This window comes from Pseudomonas sp. BF-R-30, assembly GCF_019956175.1.
GTDB classification, from domain to species: domain Bacteria; phylum Pseudomonadota; class Gammaproteobacteria; order Pseudomonadales; family Pseudomonadaceae; genus Aquipseudomonas; species Aquipseudomonas jessenii.
Genome location: NZ_JAHBDE010000075.1, coordinates 187,107 through 204,665, shown reverse-complemented (window position 1 = coordinate 204,665; position 17,559 = coordinate 187,107). Strand labels below are relative to the sequence as shown.

Sequence of the window (17,559 nt, the reverse complement as noted above, 5' to 3'; positions counted from 1 at the left end):
AGTCTAGTGCGAAAACACCACAACCCAGTGTAGGAGCGAGCTTGCTCGCGATGAGGCCATAACATTCAGCATTAATGTTGAATGTCAGTGCGCTATCGCGAGCAAGCTCGCTCCCACAAGGGATTGTGGTGTGTTCAGAATCTGATCAACCCTGCCGCCCGGTAATCCAGCGCCTAGTATATCGACCCAGCCCGTCAACAACCGGGCCTTGCTCGCAGTTCTGGCTGAAAACTACTCCAGTGCCTTCCAGATTTCCGTGGCGTACTCGCGAATGGTCCGGTCCGACGAGAACCAGCCCATCCGCGCCGTGTTCAACACCGCCGAGCGCCACCACTCCTTCGAATCGTGCCAATGGGCTTCGACGCGCATCTGGGCGTGCCAGTAGGAATCGAAGTCGGCGCAGACCAGGAAGCGATCGTAGTCCACCAGCGAATCGATCAATCCGGTGTAACGGGACGGATCGTCCGGCGAGAACACCCCACCACGAATCGCTTGCAGCACATCGTTCAGACGATGGGACGCGGCGATATCCGGCACCGCGCTGAACTCATGATTCTGTTTGCGCGCCTCCACCTGCTGCGCGCTGAGACCAAAGATAAACATGTGCTCGGTGCCGATGCGCTCGCTCATTTCCACGTTGGCCCCATCCAGGGTGCCGATAGTCAGCGCGCCGTTCAGGCCGAATTTCATGTTGCTGGTGCCTGACGCTTCGAACCCGGCGGTGGAGATCTGCTCGGACAAATCCGCCGCCGGAATGATGCTCTCCGCCAGGCTGACGTTGTAGTTGGGCAGGAACACCACTTTGAGCAAGCCGCGCACGGTCGGGTCGTTGTTCACCACCCGGGCGATGTCGTTGGTCAGCTTGATGATCAGCTTGGCCTGGTGATAACTCGCGGCCGCCTTGCCGGCGAAGATTTTCACCCGTGGCACCCAGTCGATTTCAGGCTCCGCGCGAATCGCCTGGTACAACGCCACGGTGTGCATCAGGTTGAGCAACTGGCGTTTGTACTCGTGGATTCGCTTGACCTGCACGTCGAACATCGCCGCCGGGTTGACCGCCACGCCCAGTCGCTCATGAATCAGGTACGCCAGGGCTTTCTTGCTGTGCAGGCGTTGCTCGGCAAACGCCTTGCGGAATGCACTTTTCTCGGCGAACGGTTCAAGGGCGAGCAAACGCTCTTCCGGGTTGTCCAGCACCTCGGGGCCAAGGGCATCGACCAGCATCGAGGTCAGCTCGGGGTTGGCCTGATACAACCAGCGGCGGAAGGTGATGCCGTTGGTTTTGTTGTTGATCCGCTCCGGGTAGAGCTTGTGCAGTTCGGAGAACACCGTTTGACGCATCAGCTGCGTATGTAGCCCGGACACACCGTTGATGCTGTGGGACCCGAGAAACGCCAGGTTGCCCATGCGCACCCGGCGACCGTTGTCTTCCTCGATCAGCGACACCGCGCGCAGTACGTCGAAGTCGTGAATGCCTTTGGCCCGCAGGGAGTCGATGTGGTGGGCGTTGATCAGGTAAATGATCTGCATGTGCCGCGGCAACATGCGTTCCATCAAGCCGACCGGCCAGGTTTCCAGCGCTTCGGGCAGCAATGTGTGGTTGGTGTAGGACAGCGTATCGACGGTGACCTGCCACGCGGCGTCCCACGCCACGTCATAAACGTCGACCAGTTGCCGCATCAGTTCAGCCACGGCAATCGAGGGGTGAGTGTCGTTGAGCTGGATAGAGGCGTGATCGCCCAGGGTCAGCACCGAGGTGTGCATGTTGCGATGGCGGCGCAGCAGATCCTGCAACGAGGCGGCGACGAAGAAGTACTCCTGGCGCAGGCGCAACTCCTGGCCGGCCTCGGTGCTGTCCGCCGGGTACAGCACCCGGGAGATGCTTTCGGCCCTGGCCACTTCGGCCACGGCGCCCAGGTGGTCACCGGCGTTGAAACGCTCCAGGTGCAGATCTTCCATGGCCCGGGCACGCCACAGGCGCAGCGTGTTGACGCTCGCCCCGCGCCAGCCGACCACCGGCGTGTCGTAGGCAATCGCTCGCACGGTTTCCGCCGGGGACCAGACTTGTCGGGATTTGCCGGTGTCGTCGGTCAGGGTCTCGACACTGCCGCCGAAACCGATGGTGTAAGCCACTTCCGGCCGCTCGAACTCCCACGGGTTGCCGAAATCCAGCCAGTGTTCGGTCTGCTCCTGCTGCCAGCCATCGACAATCGCCTGGCGGAACAACCCGTGCTCATAGCGGATGCCGTAGCCATGACCGGCGATGCCGAGGGTCGACATGCTTTCCAGGAAACACGCCGCCAGACGCCCGAGGCCGCCGTTGCCCAGGGCCGCATCGGGCTCCAGCGTGCGGATGCGCTCAAGGTCGACGCCGAGTTCGGTCAGGGCTTCGCGGGCCACGTCGAGCAGGCCGAGATTGCTCAGGCTGTCGAACAACAGCCGACCGATGAGAAATTCCAGGGAGAGGTAATAGACGCGCTTCTGACCTTTGCGGTAGATCTGCCGCGTGTGGTCCATCCAGTGCTCGACCATGTGATCCCGCGCGGCCAGGGCAATGGCTTCGAACCAGTCGTGGTCGAAGGCGTGATCCGGGTCTTTACCCACTGCATAAGTGAGTTTGGTCAAGACGGCGTCGCGGAATGCGGCCACCTCTGCTTCGCGAACAAGTGGTTCTTGAGTCATCGATAGGACCTCGAGCGAGCTTGGAGTTGTCTGAGCCTAGACGGTCTGACAGGCGGTAGAGGCTCTGGTTCGGCAGTTTTTCCTGTAAGGGCGAATCGGGTCGGCAATACATTGTCGTGTACCTGATTCAATGCAGGGGCCGTGCCGGATTAGCGGTTTATTGGCCGGCCGTGAAAAAATCTGGCGAAAGGTTGTTCAAAAATCCACCAGTCCCGGTATGATCGCGCGCCCTGATGCACACGCTGGTAACAAACGATGATGAAGCCGAACCTGATCGCTGCCGCAGAGATCGACCGCCTCGATACCTGGGCCAAGTACTCTGCCCCGATGTGCGGCTCGTGCATGTCCAGCTGCTGCACCCTGCCCGTCGAGGTCAAGATCAAGGATCTGATCCGCATCGGCGTGGTCGATGAGTTCGAGCTGGGTGATCCGCCGAAGAACATCGCCAAGCGCCTGCAAAAGGAAGGTTTGGTCGAACGCTTCAATCAGAAGTCAGGAATCTTTACCCTCCAGCGCATGAGCAACAACGATTGCCTGTACCTGGATCGTAAGAGCCGTCTGTGCACTATTTATGATAAGCGCCCGGATACTTGCCGCAATCACCCGAAAATCGGCCCGCGGCCGGGGTATTGCGCGTACAAGCCCAAGGAAGTGGAGCGTGTGCAGAATTCTCGGTCGATTGAGCGGTTCTGATATTTCCTGATTTCTGCGGCGGTTGATCCGCCGCCTTCGCGAGCAAGCCCGCTCCCACAGGGGATCTCTGATGTACACAAATCAAGTGTTCACTGAAGATCCAATGTGGGAGCGGGCTTGCCCGCGAAGAGGCCAGCACAAACACCGCATAAACCCCAGACAAACAAAAACGCCCCCGGTCTCTCGACCGGGGGCGTTTTCGTTCAGCCAGGGCTAAATCTTATGCCTTGGCTTTCTTGGCAGCGCGGGTACGCTCGCTTTCGTCCAGGATCTTCTTGCGAAGACGGATGGACTTAGGAGTTACTTCACACAGCTCGTCGTCCTGGATGAATTCCAGAGCCTGTTCCAGGGTGAAGCGAACAGGTGGAACCAGAGCGATGGTTTCGTCTTTACCCGAAGCACGCATGTTGTCGAGCTTCTTGCCCTTGGTAGGGTTAACGCCCAGGTCGTTGTCACGGCTGTTCAGACCAACGATCTGACCGTTGTAGATTTCCTGACCGTGTTCTACGAACAGCTTGCCACGCGCCTGCAGGGTTTCCAGGGAGTAGGTCAGTGCCTTGCCGGTTTCAACCGAAACCAGAACGCCGTTCTGACGGCCGGACATGTCGCCGGACTTCATCACGTCGTAACGGTCGAAGATCGAGGTCAGGATGCCAGCACCGTTGGTCAGGGTCAGGAACTGGTTACGGAAACCGATCAGACCGCGAGCAGGGATGTTGTATTCCAGACGTACACGGCCCTTGCCATCCGGCACCATGTTGGTCAGGTCGCCTTTACGCAGGCCCATCTCTTCCATCACCTTGCCCTGGGATTCTTCCGGCAGGTCGATGGTGACGTTTTCGAACGGTTCGTGCTTCACGCCGTCAACCAGACGGATGATCACTTCCGGACGGCCTACAGCCATTTCGAAGCCTTCGCGACGCATGGTTTCGATCAGTACCGAGAGGTGCAGTTCGCCACGGCCGGAAACCTTGAACTTGTCAGCCGAGTCGCCTTCTTCAACGCGCAGTGCAACGTTGTACAGCAGCTCTTTGTCCAGACGTTCCTTGATGTTACGGGAAGTCACGAACTTGCCTTCTTTACCGCAGAATGGCGAGTCGTTTACCTGGAAGGTCATGGAAACGGTTGGCTCGTCGACGGTCAGCGGCTTCATCGCTTCGACCGTGTCCGGGTGGCACAGGGTGTCGGAGATGAACAGCGAGTCCATACCGCTGATGCACACGATATCGCCTGCTGCAGCTTCTTCAACGTCGATGCGGTGCAGACCGTGGTGACCCATCAGCTTCAGGATACGACCGTTACGCTTCTTGCCGTCGGCACCGATAGCCACAACCGGGGTGTTCGGCTTGACGCGACCACGAGCGATACGGCCAACACCGATAACACCCAGGAAGCTGTTGTAGTCCAGTGCGGAGATCTGCATCTGGAACGGACCTTCACGGTCAACAGCCGGCGCCGGTACGTTGTCGACGATCGACTGGTACAGCGGGGTCATGTCTTCAGCCATTTCGGTGTGGTCCAGACCGGCAATACCGTTCAGGGCCGAGGCGTAGACGACTTTGAAGTCCAGCTGTTCTTCGGTGGCACCCAGGTTGTCGAACAGGTCGAAGATCTGGTCCAGAACCCAGTCCGGACGCGCGCCTGGACGGTCAACCTTGTTGATGCACACGATCGGACGCAGGCCGGCTTCGAAAGCCTTCTTGGTCACGAAACGGGTTTGCGGCATAGGGCCGTCTTGAGCGTCAACCAGCAGCAGAACGGAGTCGACCATCGACATTACGCGTTCAACTTCGCCGCCGAAGTCGGCGTGGCCCGGGGTGTCCACGATGTTGATGTGGTAGCCGTTCCAGTTGATGGCGGTGTTTTTCGCCAGAATGGTAATACCGCGCTCTTTCTCCTGGTCGTTGGAGTCCATCACGCGCTCGTCGTTGAGCTCGTTGCGCTCCAGGGTGCCGGATTGACGCAGGAGTTTGTCTACCAGGGTGGTCTTACCATGGTCAACGTGGGCAATGATGGCGATGTTGCGTAGATTTTCGATCACTTGTGTATCTCGATCAGAGGATTCGGTGTGCTGACAAGTCTTGGCAGCGATTAACAGTAGCGTCCGTGAAAGCCGTTACAGCTTGACGGTGGCATCGGGGGGCCGGTGACGCAGGCCACAGGCAAACAGCCCCGGGCACTTAGCTCGGTCGATAAACGCGCACATTGGCATGCCCCTCACTGAGCAAATGGTGGGCATGCAGGCGACTCATCACGCCTTTGTCGCAATACAGCAGGTACTGGCGAGTAGGGTCCAGTTCCTTGAAACGAGCGTTCACTGCATAAAACGGCATCGTTTGTACCTCGATGCCAGCGAGGTCCAGCGGGTCGTCTTCAGCGGCATCCGGGTGACGGATGTCGATGACGATCTGACCGGCCAGCGCTTCGCTGACTTCTTCAATCTGCAAGTCCTGGCCCAGTTCATCGATCACGCGATCGATCGGCACCAGCTTGGCGTTTTCGAGCGCACGCTCGAGTACCGCCATATCGAATTCTTTCTCTTCATGCTCGACGCGATAGCGCTTGGCCGCGGTCTTCGGATTGACCGAGATGACACCGCAGTATTCCGGCATGTGCCGGGCGAAATCGGCGGTGCCGATTTCGATTGCTGTGTCGATAATGTCCTGCTTGTGACTGGCGATCAGCGGGCGCAGTACCAGCTTTTCGGTCACGCAGTCGATCACTGACAGGTTCGGCAGCGTCTGGCTCGACACCTGGGAGATCGCCTCACCGGTGACCAGTGCGTCGATGTGCAGTCGATCGGCAATTTGGGAGGAAGCGCGCAACATCATACGCTTCAATACTACGCCCATATGACTGTTATCGACTTTGCCGAGAATTTCGCCCAGCACTTCTTCGAACGGCACACTGACAAATAGCACGCGCTGGGAGCTGCCGTACTTCTTCCAGATGAAATGCGCGACTTCCATGACGCCCAGTTCGTGGGCACGTCCGCCCAGATTGAAGAAGCAAAAATGCGCCATCAGGCCGCGGCGCATGATCTGGTAGGCCGCTACGGTAGAGTCGAAGCCACCGGACATCAGCACCAGGGTCTGCTCCAGCGCGCCCAGCGGATATCCGCCGATGCCGTTGTGCTGGCTGTGGATCACGAACAACCGTTGGTCGCGAACTTCGATCCGGACTTCGATTTCCGGCGCTTTCAGGTCGATCCCGGCGGCGCCGCACTCGCGACGCAGCTTGCTGCCGACGTATTTTTCGACGTCCATCGAGCTGAACGTGTGCTTGCCCGCACGCTTGCAGCGCACCGAGAAAATTTTCCCGGCCAGCGCATCGCCGTAGTGCTGCCTGCACTTTTCGGTGATGTCGTCGAAGTCGCCCAGCGGGTACTCGTCGATCTGCAGAAAGTGCGCGATGCCCGGCATGCAGGTCAGGCGCTCACCCATCTCTTTCAAGGCTTTCGGGTCGGTAACACGGGTTTCCAGCTCGAGATTGTCCCACACGCCGTTCACCACCACGACCGGGTCCAGATCACGGAGCACGGCGCGGATGTTTTTGGCCAACTGGCGGATAAATTTCGTCCGGACAGGTCGACTCTTGATGGTGATCTCGGGGAAGACTTTTACGATTAATTTCATGGAAACAGCGCGCGCATGGCCTGCCGAAAAAGGGGGGCGCGGATTATAGCGGAAATTGCTCAAGGTTTAACCAGTTAATGTGCAGAAGGTTTCGCGCGCACCAAAACAGGTCATTTATTGGATATGACGCCACATAACAGGGCGAGCTTTTCTGCTTTAAAGGGCAAAACGCCCTCTCAAGCGTGATTTTGGGGCAAAAAATCCATGCTGGGGCACTGGCATGCAATTTGCTCCCTTGTGAGGCAGGTTGCCTTGGCAGAGTATTCGCGCCGGCATCACAAACATTTAAGGGCATCCACTACCAGCCCTAATACACCCGGAGGACACTATGTCGAAGTCGGTTCAACTCATCAAAGATCATGACGTCAAGTGGATTGATCTGCGCTTCACGGACACCAAAGGCACTCAGCACCACGTGACCATGCCGGCTCGCGATGCGCTGGATGACGACTTCTTCGAAGTCGGCAAAATGTTCGACGGCTCCTCCATCGCCGGCTGGAAAGGCATCGAAGCCTCCGACATGATCCTGATGCCGGACGACTCCACCGCTGTTCTGGATCCGTTCACCGAAGAGCCGACCCTGATCCTGGTCTGCGACATCATCGAGCCTTCGAGCATGCAAGGCTACGACCGCGACCCACGTGCGATCGCCAAGCGCGCCGAAGAGCACCTGAAAGCCACCGCTATCGGTGACACCGTATACGCAGGTCCGGAGCCAGAGTTCTTCATCTTTGACCAGGTGAAGTTCAAGTCCGACATTTCCGGCTCCATGTTCAAGATCTACTCCGAACAAGGTTCGTGGATGTCCGACCAGGACATCGAAGGCGGCAACAAAGGCCACCGTCCAGGCGTCAAAGGCGGCTACTTCCCGGTTCCGCCGTTCGACCACGACCACGAAATCCGTACCTCCATGTGCAACGCACTGGAAGAAATGGGCCTGACCGTCGAAGTTCACCACCACGAAGTGGCGACTGCCGGCCAGAACGAAATCGGCGTCAAGTTCAACACCCTGGTGAAGAAAGCCGACGAAACCCAAACCCTGAAGTACGTCGTGCACAACGTTGCCGATGCCTACGGCCGCACCGCGACCTTCATGCCTAAGCCTCTGTACGGCGACAACGGCTCGGGTATGCACGTACACATGTCCATCTGGAAAGATGGCAAGAACACCTTCGCTGGCGAAGGCTATGCCGGCCTGTCCGACACCGCCCTGTACTTCATCGGCGGCATCATCAAGCACGGTAAGGCCCTGAACGGCTTCACCAACCCGGCGACCAACTCCTACAAGCGTCTGGTTCCAGGCTTCGAAGCTCCAGTGATGCTGGCCTACTCGGCTCGCAACCGTTCCGCTTCGATCCGTATTCCTTACGTGTCGAGCCCGAAAGCCCGTCGTATCGAAGCACGCTTCCCGGATCCGGCTGCCAACCCGTACCTGTGCTTCGCCGCACTGTTGATGGCTGGCCTGGACGGCATCCAGAACAAGATCCACCCTGGCGACGCCGCTGACAAAAACCTGTACGACCTGCCGCCTGAAGAGGCCAAAGAGATCCCACAAGTTTGCGGCAGCCTGAAAGAAGCCCTGGAAGAGCTGGACAAAGGTCGTGCGTTCCTGACCAAAGGCGGCGTTTTCAGCGACGACTTCATCGACGCTTACATCGCCCTGAAAAGCGAAGAAGAAATCAAGGTACGTACCTTCGTACACCCACTGGAATACGAGCTGTACTACAGCTGCTGATCCGGTAGCGTCGCGGCACGCGGCGTGACAAAAAGAGGCCTCCTTCGGGAGGCCTTTTTTATTGCCTGCGATTCAATGGCCGACAAAGTACCCTGTGGGAGCGGGCTTGCTCGCGAAAGCAATCTGTCTGACACATAGATCTTGAATGTACTGGCGCCTTCGCGAGCAAGCCCGCTCCCACAGGGGATCTGGGTTGCCGGACTTCCTTCGCAAACCATGCCCGAATGTGTCGTAGCTTGGGATAACCACCCAGCCTGGCCTATGCTGCAACCCAACGCTTTCGTTTCCGGTCGATTCCATGGGTCGTGGTTTTCTCTTCATCCTGCTGCTGGTTGTTCTGCCCGCCACGGCGCAGATCTACAAGTACACGGACGCCAACGGCGCCACCGCGTACAGCAATCAACCGCCTGATGGCATCAGCGCCCAACCGGTCGACTTGCCGCCCCTCAACAGCGTCGAACGCCAGCCTTCCGGCGAAGCCGCGCCTGCTGCTGAAGCCGCTCACAATGAACAGCCTCACAAAACCTATGAAGTGCTGGAGCTGACAGGCCTGCCCAGCACCGAAGCCCTGCGCGCCAACAACGGCACGTTCACCGTAACAGTACTGATCAAGCCCCGCCTGCAAGGCCCCCACCTGTTGCGCCTGCTGCTGGACAGCCAGCCCTACGGCCAGCCAGGCAACGTGCCGACCCTGCAACTGGTGAACATCGATCGCGGCGAACACCGCCTCGCCGTGCAAGTGATCGATGGCGAAAACGTTGTGCAGCAGAGCCCTGCGGTGACATTCACCGTACAGCGGGTGCACAAACCTTGAAGGCCTGGCTACTGATCGCCTGCCTGTTCGCCCAGCCCGCCTCGGCAGAGGTCTTCATGTATGTCGATGCTCAGGGCAACCGGGTTTTCACCGACCAGCCCAAACCCGGCGACGCCCGGCGTGTACCGCTGACAAGGAGCAATCGAATAGCGGCCAACCCCACCAGCACAGCACCGTTGATCGCCGAGAGCAGTCCTGAAGTACAGGCGCTGTTCCACTATGAGGTGCTGCGTATCCTGATCCCGGAACCCGACGCAACCATCCGCAGCAACACTGGCGAAGTCATTGTCAGCGCCACCAACGAACCGGCCCTGCAACCCGGTCACCACTACCGGTTGCTGCTCGACGGCCAGCCCACCGCCGAACCCGGCCTGAGCCCGGTGTTCCCGCTGAGCAACATCGATCGCGGCAGCCATACCCTGTCCGTGGAAATCCTCGACGAACAGGGGCGCATCGTCGAACGCACCGCCAACCAACCTTTCCACATGCAGCGCACGTCTCTCGCCCAGAAGCGCAGGATCAAACCCTGCACTCTCGAAGACTACGGCCAGCGGCCGGAATGCCCGCTCAGCGACAGACCAGGCGAAGAAAAAAATCCTTTCTTGAGACTTTTTTAACCTCGTCCAGGCTTACGCACTATATTGGTGCAATTGTTTGCGCCGTACTCACGCTCCAACCCATTTTGGTTCGAAAGTACCCGCAATAGCTGGCAGAACGCCACGTAAACGAGCGTCAAACGCCTGTTTCAGGCGCTGAACGCTTCTTTTCGGAGCCTTGGTTTGGTTTTTGCATTTTGCCCGTATCTGCATTTTTTTACGCACGCTCTGCCCTAAAAGAGGTCCCGATGACCATTAGCGACGCACTCCACCGTTTGCTACTCGACAACCTCACCACTGCCACCATCCTGCTCGACGCCGAACTGCGCCTCGAGTACATGAACCCGGCGGCGGAGATGCTGCTGGCCATCAGCGGTCAGCGCAGCCATGGGCAGTTCATCAGTGAGTTGTTTACCGAATCGACCGAAGCGCTGAACTCGTTGCGCCAGGCCGTCGAACAGGCGCACCCGTTCACCAAGCGCGAAGCCATGCTCACCGCCCTCACCGGCCAGACCCTGACCGTCGACTACGCGGTAACACCGATTCTGAGCAACGGCGACACGATGCTGCTGCTCGAAGTCCACCCCCGTGACCGCCTGCTGCGGATCACCAAGGAAGAAGCACAGCTGTCGAAACAGGAAACCAGCAAGATGCTGGTGCGCGGCCTTGCCCATGAAATCAAGAACCCCTTGGGCGGGATTCGCGGCGCGGCACAATTGCTGGCCCGGGAACTGCCGGAAGAGAGCCTGCGCGACTACACCAACGTCATCATCGAAGAAGCCGACCGCCTGCGTAATCTGGTGGATCGCATGCTCGGCTCCAACAAACTGCCGTCGCTGGCCATGTGCAATGTCCATGAAGTGCTTGAGCGTGTCTGCCATCTGGTGGAGGCTGAAAGCCAGGGCTGCATCACCTTGGTGCGCGACTACGATCCAAGCATCCCCGACGTCCTGATCGATCGCGAACAAATGATTCAGGCCGTGCTGAACATCGTGCGCAATGCGATGCAGGCCATCAGCAGCCAGAACGAACTGCGCCTGGGTCGCATCAGCTTGCGCACCCGCGCCATGCGCCAGTTCACCATCGGCCACGTGCGCCATCGCCTGGTGACCAAGATCGAAATCATAGACAACGGTCCGGGCATCCCGGCAGAACTTCAGGAAACCATTTTCTTCCCCATGGTCAGCGGTCGTCCGGACGGTACCGGGCTGGGCCTGGCCATTACCCAGAACATCATCAGCCAGCACCAGGGCCTGATCGAGTGTGACAGCCACCCCGGCCACACCACCTTCTCGATCTTTCTGCCACTGGAACAAGGAGCCACATCGACATGAGCCGTAGTGAAACCGTGTGGATCGTCGATGACGACCGTTCTATCCGTTGGGTCCTGGAAAAAGCCTTGCAACAGGAAGGCATGACCACGCAAAGCTTCGACAGCGCCGATGGCGTGATGAGCCGTCTGGCGCGCCAGCAGCCGGACGTGATCATTTCCGACATCCGCATGCCCGGCGCCAGCGGTCTGGAGCTTCTGGCGCGGATTCGCGAACAGCACCCACGGCTGCCAGTGATCATCATGACCGCGCACTCCGATCTGGACAGCGCTGTCGCGTCCTATCAGGGCGGCGCCTTCGAGTACCTGCCCAAGCCGTTCGATGTCGACGAGGCGGTTTCCCTGGTCAAGCGCGCCAACCAGCACGCTCAGGAACAACAAGGCCTGGAAGTTGCCCCGACCCTGACCCGCACCCCGGAAATCATCGGCGAAGCGCCGGCGATGCAGGAAGTGTTTCGCGCCATCGGACGCTTGAGCCACTCCAACATCACCGTGCTGATCAATGGTGAATCGGGTACCGGTAAAGAACTGGTGGCCCACGCGCTGCATCGCCACAGCCCGCGCGCCGCTTCGCCGTTCATTGCGCTGAACATGGCGGCGATCCCCAAAGACCTGATGGAATCCGAACTGTTCGGCCACGAGAAAGGCGCGTTCACGGGCGCGGCCAACCTGCGTCGCGGGCGTTTCGAGCAAGCCGACGGCGGTACGCTGTTCCTCGACGAAATCGGTGACATGCCCGCTGACACCCAGACCCGCTTGCTACGGGTACTGGCCGACGGCGAGTTCTACCGCGTCGGCGGTCACGTGCCGGTGAAGGTCGATGTGCGCATCATCGCCGCGACTCACCAGAATCTGGAAACCCTGGTGCATGCCGGGAAATTCCGTGAGGACTTGTTCCATCGCCTCAACGTGATCCGCATCCATATCCCGCGCCTGTCGGATCGCCGCGAAGATATCCCGACCCTGGCCAAGCACTTCCTCGGCCGCGCTGCCCAGGAACTGGCAGTCGAGCCGAAGCTGCTGAAAAGCGAAACCGAGGAATACCTGAAGAACTTGCCGTGGCCCGGCAACGTGCGTCAGCTGGAGAACACCTGCCGCTGGATCACGGTGATGGCTTCGGGTCGCGAAGTGCACATCGGCGACCTGCCGCCGGAGCTGCTGAGCCTGCCTCAGGACTCGGCACCCGTGACCAACTGGGAGCAGGCCCTGCGCCAGTGGGCCGACCAGGCGCTGGCCCGTGGTCAGTCAAGCCTGCTCGACAGCGCCGTACCGGCCTTCGAGCGGATCATGATCGAGACCGCCCTCAAGCACACCGCCGGTCGCCGCCGCGATGCCGCCGTCTTGCTGGGTTGGGGACGCAACACCCTGACTCGCAAGATCAAGGAATTGGGGATGAAGGTTGATGGCGGGGATGAAGATGAGGGGGATGAGGGCTAAGTAATCACTGAGCACACGATCCTGTGGGAGCGGGCTTGCTCGCGAATGCGATGTGTCAGTCGACTTCAATTTTGACTGATACACCGCTTTCGCGAGCAAGCCCGCTCCCACAGTGGATTTTCGGTGTTTTCACGATCGTGCAGACACCATCGAACCCTGTGGGAGCGAGCTTGCTCGCGATGCTTTTAGAGCCATCAATGCACCGACTGAATGCACCGTGAACCGCAATCGCGCACAACCACTGTCCTGAAACCTCGCCATAAAACCCGATACTACCCGCCACCCAAAAACACAAAAGCCCCGGATCTCGGGGCCTTCAACGCTTCAAAGCGATTTTTTGTTCCAAGTTGTTAAAACCTGGCACGCCCCCTGCAACAACCCTTTCAAGTGAATCAGTTCACCTACCCGGTTTCGGGGACCTTGGTACAGGCAGGCCGGGGATTCCCCTCTTTACATCGGGCTCACACCGCACCCGCGACGAGCCCAGCCGTTTTGGGGCCCTTGATACAGGCAGGTCAGGGGTTCCTTCTTTACACCAGGCTCACACCGCACTCGCGACGAGCCTCCCGTTTCGGGAACCTTGGTACAGGCAGGCCGGGGATTCCCTCTTTTATTGCTCCCGGAGATGGATCTCCAGTCGCCAGCGGTCATCAACCTCGCTACCGGTCCATTCGCCCCGCAGGGGCCGGGCCGCTACCAGTGTCAGCAACAACCCCCCATCGCTCAAACGTACCCGCCAGTTCACGTCCTTGCCGCCGAGCTTGAGCTGACCTTTCTGCGCCTGGCCCTCGGCGCCAAACAGCAGCGCGACACTGCCGTCTACAATTTCGCCGTGGGTCTTGGGTTCATTGTTGAACCACACCACCAGCCCGTCGTTCGTCACTTCCACCTGCTGCAACTGACTGGGGTCTGGCGTGGTCAGGCGACCGATCATCATCCCGACCATCACCCCGACAATCGCCAGCGAGCCCATTACCCGCAGGAATAGTTTCGAACGCACGCCTTCTGGCGGCGTAGAATGCGCGTCATCTTTGCCTTCGGAGCCGTGCATGTTTCACGTCATCCTTTTCCAACCAGAAATTCCGCCGAATACCGGCAACGTTATCAGGCTGTGCGCCAACAGTGGCTGCCACCTGCATTTGATCGAACCGCTGGGCTTCGAGATGGACGACAAGCGCCTGCGCCGGGCCGGCCTCGATTACCACGAGTATGCCACCCTGCAACGCCACGCGGACCTTGCCAGCTGCCTGGAGAGCCTCGGCCATCCACGACTGTTCGCCTTCACCACCAAGGGTTCGCGGCCGTTCCACGATGCCAGCTTCGCCCCGGGCGACGCATTCCTGTTCGGCCCGGAAAGCCGTGGCTTGCCCGCCGAAGTGCTGGATGCCCTGCCCGGCGAGCAACGCCTGCGCCTGCCGATGCGCGAGGGCTGCCGCAGCCTGAATCTATCCAATACCGTGGCGGTGGCCGTTTACGAAGCCTGGCGTCAGAACGACTTCAAATAACACCGCATAGCAAATGTGGGAGCGGGCTTGCTCGCGAAGGGGTCATCAGCTTCAACATGAATGTTGACTGAAAAACCGCTTTCGCGAGCAAGCCCGCTCCCACATTGGACTTGCTTCGACGCTCAGAAAGGCTTACTGAACGGTCGGAGTCTCGCCAGCAGCCTGCATGCGTTGCAGCTCTTGCGCATACAGCGCATCGAAGTTCACCGGAGCCAGCATCAGTGCCGGGAACGAACCGCGGGTCACCAGGCTATCCAGGGTTTCGCGAGCGTACGGGAACAGGATGTTCGGGCAGAACGCACCCAGGGTGTGGCTCATCGAAGCGTCATCCAGGTTCTTGATCAGGAAGATCCCAGCCTGTTGCACTTCAGCGATGAACGCCACTTCGTCACCGTTTTTCACGGTAACCGACAGGGTCAGCACGACTTCGTGGAAGTCGGCTTCCAGCGTCTTCTGACGGGTGTTCAGATCCAGACCGACGCTCGGCTCCCACTGCTGGCGGAAGATCGCCGGGCTTTTCGGAGCTTCGAAGGACAGGTCACGCACATAAATGCGCTGCAAGGAGAATTGCGGTGCAGTTTCTTCTTCGTTCGCAGCAGTGTTCTGTTGGTCAGTCATCGCAGATCCTTCTTGATCCAGGGTTCTTTTAGGTTTGCTTGTTTGGGGTATTGCCGTCAGGCCTTGAGCAGCGCGTCGAGCTTGCCGGCGCGGTCCAGGGCGAACAGATCATCACAACCGCCCACATGGGTGCTGCCGATCCAGATTTGCGGCACGGACGTACGCCCGGCCTTCTGGGCCATCGCAGCGCGAACCTGCGGCTTGCCATCGACCTTGATCTCTTCGAAGGCCACACCTTTGTTCTCGAGCAGGTACTTGGCTCGCGAGCAGTAAGGGCAGTAATCGCTGGAATAGACGACGACGCTACTCATATCACTTCACCAACGGCAGATTGTCGGCTTTCCAGCTGGAGATACCGCCGGACAGCTTGGCGGCGGTAAAGCCGGATTTCATCAATTCGCGGGCGTGGGTGCCGGCGGTCTGGCCCATGGCATCGACCAGGATGATGGTCTTGGCCTTGTGCTTTTCCAGCTCACCTACACGAGCGGTCAGTTTGTCCTGAGGGATGTTCAGCGCGCCGACAATGTGACCGGCGGCGAAATCCTTGGTTGGACGAATGTCGATCACTACGCCTGCGTCCTTGTTGACCAGCCCGGTCAGTTCGCCGGTGCTCAGGCTACGGCCGCCGCCCTGCATTTGATAGGCAATCAGCAACGCCAGCAGTACGACGAAGATACCGACGAGAATGTAGTGGTTAGTGGCGAATTGAATCAGGTTAGCAACCATCGAAGGAGGTTCCAGGGCGTTAAAATGTCGGCCAGTATACACAGCCACTATGGTGGGCCAAACCCCGTCCGGCGGTGACGCGGCCGGAACTTCGCTTTAAACTGCGACTCCCTTTTTCCATTACCCCTTTTACCTCAGCCACGAGTGGATTCCATGACTACCACGCCTAAACCTTTGGTCCTGATGATTCTCGACGGCTTCGGTCACAGTGACAGCCCTGAATCCAACGCTATCTTCGCCGCGAAGAAGCCCGTACTGGACCGCCTGTGGGCCACCGTGCCGAACGGCCTGATCTCGGGCAGCGGCATGGACGTCGGCCTGCCGGACGGCCAGATGGGCAACTCCGAAGTCGGCCACATGAACCTGGGCGCCGGCCGCGTGGTGTATCAGGACTTCACTCGCGTCACCAAATCGATCCGCGACGGCGAGTTCTTCGAGAATCCGACCATCTGCGCTGCCGTGGACAAAGCGGTCGCCGCCGGAAAAGCCGTGCACTTCATGGGCCTGCTGTCCGATGGCGGCGTACACAGCCACCAGGATCACCTGGTTGCCATGGCCGAACTGGCCTTCAAGCGCGGTGCTCAAAACATCTACCTGCACGCTTTCCTCGACGGCCGCGATACTCCGCCGAAAAGCGCGCAGTCGTCGATCGAACTGCTCGACGCTACCTTCCAGGCCCTGGGCAAAGGCCGGATCGCCAGCATCATCGGCCGCTACTACGCCATGGACCGCGACAACCGTTGGGACCGAGTGTCCCAGGCCTACAACCTGATTGTCGATGGCCAGGGCGAATTCAACGCCGCCACCGCCCAGGAAGGCCTGCAGGCGGCATACGAGCGTGGCGAGAGCGACGAATTCGTCAAGGCCACCTCCATCGGTGAGCCGGTAAAAGTCGAAGACGGCGATGCCGTGGTGTTCATGAACTTCCGCGCCGACCGTGCCCGCGAGCTGACCCGCGTGTTCGTCGAAGACAACTTCAGTGAGTTCGAGCGCACCCGCCAGCCGAAACTGGCCGGTTTCGTCATGCTGACCCAATACGCCGCCAGCATTCCTGCGCCGTCGGCTTTCGCGGCCGGCAGCCTGGAAAACGTACTGGGCGATTACCTGGCGAAAAACGGCAAGACCCAGCTGCGCATCGCCGAAACCGAAAAATATGCCCACGTGACCTTCTTCTTCTCCGGCGGCCGCGAAGAACCGTTCCCGGGCGAAGAACGCATCCTGATTCCGTCGCCGAAAGTCGCCACCTATGACTTGCAGCCGGAAATGAGCGCACCGGAAGTCACCGACCGCATCGTCGACGCCATCGAAAACCAGCGTTACGACGTGATCGTGGTCAACTACGCCAACGGCGACATGGTTGGCCACAGCGGCGTGTTCGAAGCGGCGGTCAAGGCCGTTGAATGCCTGGACCGGTGCGTGGGTCGCATCGTCGATGCCCTGGAAAAAGTCGGCGGCGAAGCCTTGATCACGGCTGACCACGGTAACGTCGAGCAAATGTCCGATGAAACCACTGGCCAGGCGCACACTGCGCACACCACCGAGCCGGTACCGTTCATCTATGTCGGCAAGCGCGACCTGAAGGTGCGCGAAGGCGGCGTGCTGGCGGACGTGGCGCCGACCATGCTGAAGTTGCTGGGCCTTGAGCAGCCCAAGGAAATGACCGGGACTTCGATTCTGGTGTAACCCGCCCTATCAAGCACCTCAATACCCTGTGGGAGCGGGCTTGCTCGCGAAAGCGGTGTTTCAGTCGACATCAACGTCGCCTGACACACCGCTTTCGCGAGCAAG

At 59.5% G+C, this 17,559-nt stretch carries 15 protein-coding genes; 8 read left to right on the top strand and 7 right to left on the bottom strand.

Features of this window, described 5'->3' with window-relative positions:
• Nucleotides 1-231: 231 nt before the first annotated feature.
• Nucleotides 232-2,682, bottom strand: coding sequence for a glycogen/starch/alpha-glucan phosphorylase (locus KGB20_RS27810; RefSeq protein ID WP_154910701.1), 2,451 nt, complete (start codon nucleotides 2,680-2,682; stop codon nucleotides 232-234).
• A 255-nt stretch (nucleotides 2,683-2,937) separates the two neighbouring features.
• Between KGB20_RS27810 and KGB20_RS27805 the strand changes: the two genes are divergently transcribed.
• Nucleotides 2,938-3,375, top strand: coding sequence for a YkgJ family cysteine cluster protein (locus KGB20_RS27805; protein WP_150811994.1), 438 nt, complete (start codon nucleotides 2,938-2,940; stop codon nucleotides 3,373-3,375).
• Nucleotides 3,376-3,595: 220 nt separating this feature from the next.
• Here the strand turns inward: KGB20_RS27805 and typA are convergent, their stop codons facing one another.
• Nucleotides 3,596-5,416, bottom strand: coding sequence for a translational GTPase TypA (gene typA, locus KGB20_RS27800; protein WP_057712399.1), 1,821 nt, complete (start codon nucleotides 5,414-5,416; stop codon nucleotides 3,596-3,598).
• A gap of 139 nt (nucleotides 5,417-5,555) precedes the next feature.
• Complete coding sequence (gene thiI, locus KGB20_RS27795; protein ID WP_090452611.1) at nucleotides 5,556-7,010, bottom strand: tRNA uracil 4-sulfurtransferase ThiI; 1,455 nt, start codon at nucleotides 7,008-7,010, stop codon at nucleotides 5,556-5,558.
• A gap of 328 nt (nucleotides 7,011-7,338) precedes the next feature.
• Between thiI and glnA the strand changes: the two genes are divergently transcribed.
• From glnA to ntrC, 5 genes are all read left to right on the top strand, one after another.
• Nucleotides 7,339-8,745: a type I glutamate--ammonia ligase gene (gene glnA, locus KGB20_RS27790; RefSeq protein ID WP_008002929.1), complete on the top strand. Its 1,407-nt coding sequence runs from the start codon at nucleotides 7,339-7,341 to the stop codon at nucleotides 8,743-8,745.
• Nucleotides 8,746-9,043: 298 nt separating this feature from the next.
• Nucleotides 9,044-9,559, top strand: coding sequence for a DUF4124 domain-containing protein (locus tag KGB20_RS27785; protein WP_154910703.1), 516 nt, complete (start codon nucleotides 9,044-9,046; stop codon nucleotides 9,557-9,559).
• Complete coding sequence (locus KGB20_RS27780) at nucleotides 9,556-10,176, top strand: DUF4124 domain-containing protein (protein ID WP_154910704.1); 621 nt, start codon at nucleotides 9,556-9,558, stop codon at nucleotides 10,174-10,176. The genes KGB20_RS27785 and KGB20_RS27780 overlap by 4 nt, the downstream gene beginning before the upstream one ends.
• Nucleotides 10,177-10,403: 227 nt before the next feature.
• Nucleotides 10,404-11,489, top strand: a complete 1,086-nt coding sequence (gene glnL, locus KGB20_RS27775) for a nitrogen regulation protein NR(II) (protein ID WP_057712404.1) — start codon at nucleotides 10,404-10,406, stop codon at nucleotides 11,487-11,489.
• Nucleotides 11,486-12,922, top strand: a complete 1,437-nt coding sequence (gene ntrC, locus KGB20_RS27770; RefSeq protein WP_150811998.1) for a nitrogen regulation protein NR(I) — start codon at nucleotides 11,486-11,488, stop codon at nucleotides 12,920-12,922. Before glnL ends, ntrC begins: the two co-directional genes overlap by 4 nt.
• A 610-nt stretch (nucleotides 12,923-13,532) precedes the next feature.
• Here ntrC and KGB20_RS27765 read toward each other — a convergent pair.
• The gene (locus KGB20_RS27765) at nucleotides 13,533-13,973 is read right to left on the bottom strand and encodes a hypothetical protein (RefSeq protein ID WP_150812000.1); all 441 of its coding nucleotides are present in this window, start codon (nucleotides 13,971-13,973) and stop codon (nucleotides 13,533-13,535) included.
• Here KGB20_RS27765 and trmL point away from each other — a divergent pair.
• The gene (gene trmL / locus KGB20_RS27760; protein WP_090452600.1) at nucleotides 13,972-14,427 is read left to right on the top strand and encodes a tRNA (uridine(34)/cytosine(34)/5-carboxymethylaminomethyluridine(34)-2'-O)-methyltransferase TrmL; all 456 of its coding nucleotides are present in this window, start codon (nucleotides 13,972-13,974) and stop codon (nucleotides 14,425-14,427) included. The genes KGB20_RS27765 and trmL overlap by 2 nt on opposite strands.
• A gap of 132 nt (nucleotides 14,428-14,559) precedes the next feature.
• On the opposite strand, the gene secB is transcribed toward trmL, so the two are convergent.
• From secB to KGB20_RS27745, 3 genes are read right to left on the bottom strand one after another with little or no spacing between them, the layout of a single operon-like run.
• Nucleotides 14,560-15,045: a protein-export chaperone SecB gene (secB, locus tag KGB20_RS27755; protein WP_008047739.1), complete on the bottom strand. Its 486-nt coding sequence runs from the start codon at nucleotides 15,043-15,045 to the stop codon at nucleotides 14,560-14,562.
• Nucleotides 15,046-15,101: 56 nt separating this feature from the next.
• Nucleotides 15,102-15,356, bottom strand: a complete 255-nt coding sequence (grxC, locus tag KGB20_RS27750) for a glutaredoxin 3 (RefSeq protein ID WP_154910705.1) — start codon at nucleotides 15,354-15,356, stop codon at nucleotides 15,102-15,104.
• Nucleotide 15,357: 1 nt separating this feature from the next.
• Entirely contained in the window at nucleotides 15,358-15,771 is a 414-nt protein-coding gene (locus tag KGB20_RS27745) for a rhodanese-like domain-containing protein (RefSeq protein ID WP_008047735.1), read from the bottom strand.
• 153 nt (nucleotides 15,772-15,924) lie between these two features.
• Here KGB20_RS27745 and gpmI point away from each other — a divergent pair, with 153 nt between their 5' ends.
• Nucleotides 15,925-17,454: a 2,3-bisphosphoglycerate-independent phosphoglycerate mutase gene (gpmI, locus tag KGB20_RS27740; protein ID WP_154861216.1), complete on the top strand. Its 1,530-nt coding sequence runs from the start codon at nucleotides 15,925-15,927 to the stop codon at nucleotides 17,452-17,454.
• The last annotated feature ends 105 nt before the right edge of the window (nucleotides 17,455-17,559 follow it).

Excerpts from the sequence above, each read along its gene's own strand:
- thiI (WP_090452611.1), bottom strand. The coding sequence starts at position 7,010 with ATGAAATTAATCGTAAAAGTCTTCCCCGAGATCACCATCAAGAGTCGA.
- gpmI (WP_154861216.1), top strand. The coding sequence starts at position 15,925 with ATGACTACCACGCCTAAACCTTTGGTCCTGATGATTCTCGACGGCTTC.
- KGB20_RS27745 (WP_008047735.1), bottom strand. The coding sequence starts at position 15,771 with ATGGTTGCTAACCTGATTCAATTCGCCACTAACCACTACATTCTCGTC.
- KGB20_RS27785 (WP_154910703.1), top strand. The coding sequence starts at position 9,044 with ATGGGTCGTGGTTTTCTCTTCATCCTGCTGCTGGTTGTTCTGCCCGCC.
- trmL (WP_090452600.1), top strand. The coding sequence starts at position 13,972 with ATGTTTCACGTCATCCTTTTCCAACCAGAAATTCCGCCGAATACCGGC.
- KGB20_RS27765 (WP_150812000.1), bottom strand. The coding sequence starts at position 13,973 with ATGCACGGCTCCGAAGGCAAAGATGACGCGCATTCTACGCCGCCAGAA.
- KGB20_RS27810 (WP_154910701.1), bottom strand. The coding sequence starts at position 2,682 with ATGACTCAAGAACCACTTGTTCGCGAAGCAGAGGTGGCCGCATTCCGC.
- ntrC (WP_150811998.1), top strand. The coding sequence starts at position 11,486 with ATGAGCCGTAGTGAAACCGTGTGGATCGTCGATGACGACCGTTCTATC.
- grxC (WP_154910705.1), bottom strand. The coding sequence starts at position 15,356 with ATGAGTAGCGTCGTCGTCTATTCCAGCGATTACTGCCCTTACTGCTCG.
- glnL (WP_057712404.1), top strand. The coding sequence starts at position 10,404 with ATGACCATTAGCGACGCACTCCACCGTTTGCTACTCGACAACCTCACC.
- secB (WP_008047739.1), bottom strand. The coding sequence starts at position 15,045 with ATGACTGACCAACAGAACACTGCTGCGAACGAAGAAGAAACTGCACCG.
- KGB20_RS27805 (WP_150811994.1), top strand. The coding sequence starts at position 2,938 with ATGATGAAGCCGAACCTGATCGCTGCCGCAGAGATCGACCGCCTCGAT.
- glnA (WP_008002929.1), top strand. The coding sequence starts at position 7,339 with ATGTCGAAGTCGGTTCAACTCATCAAAGATCATGACGTCAAGTGGATT.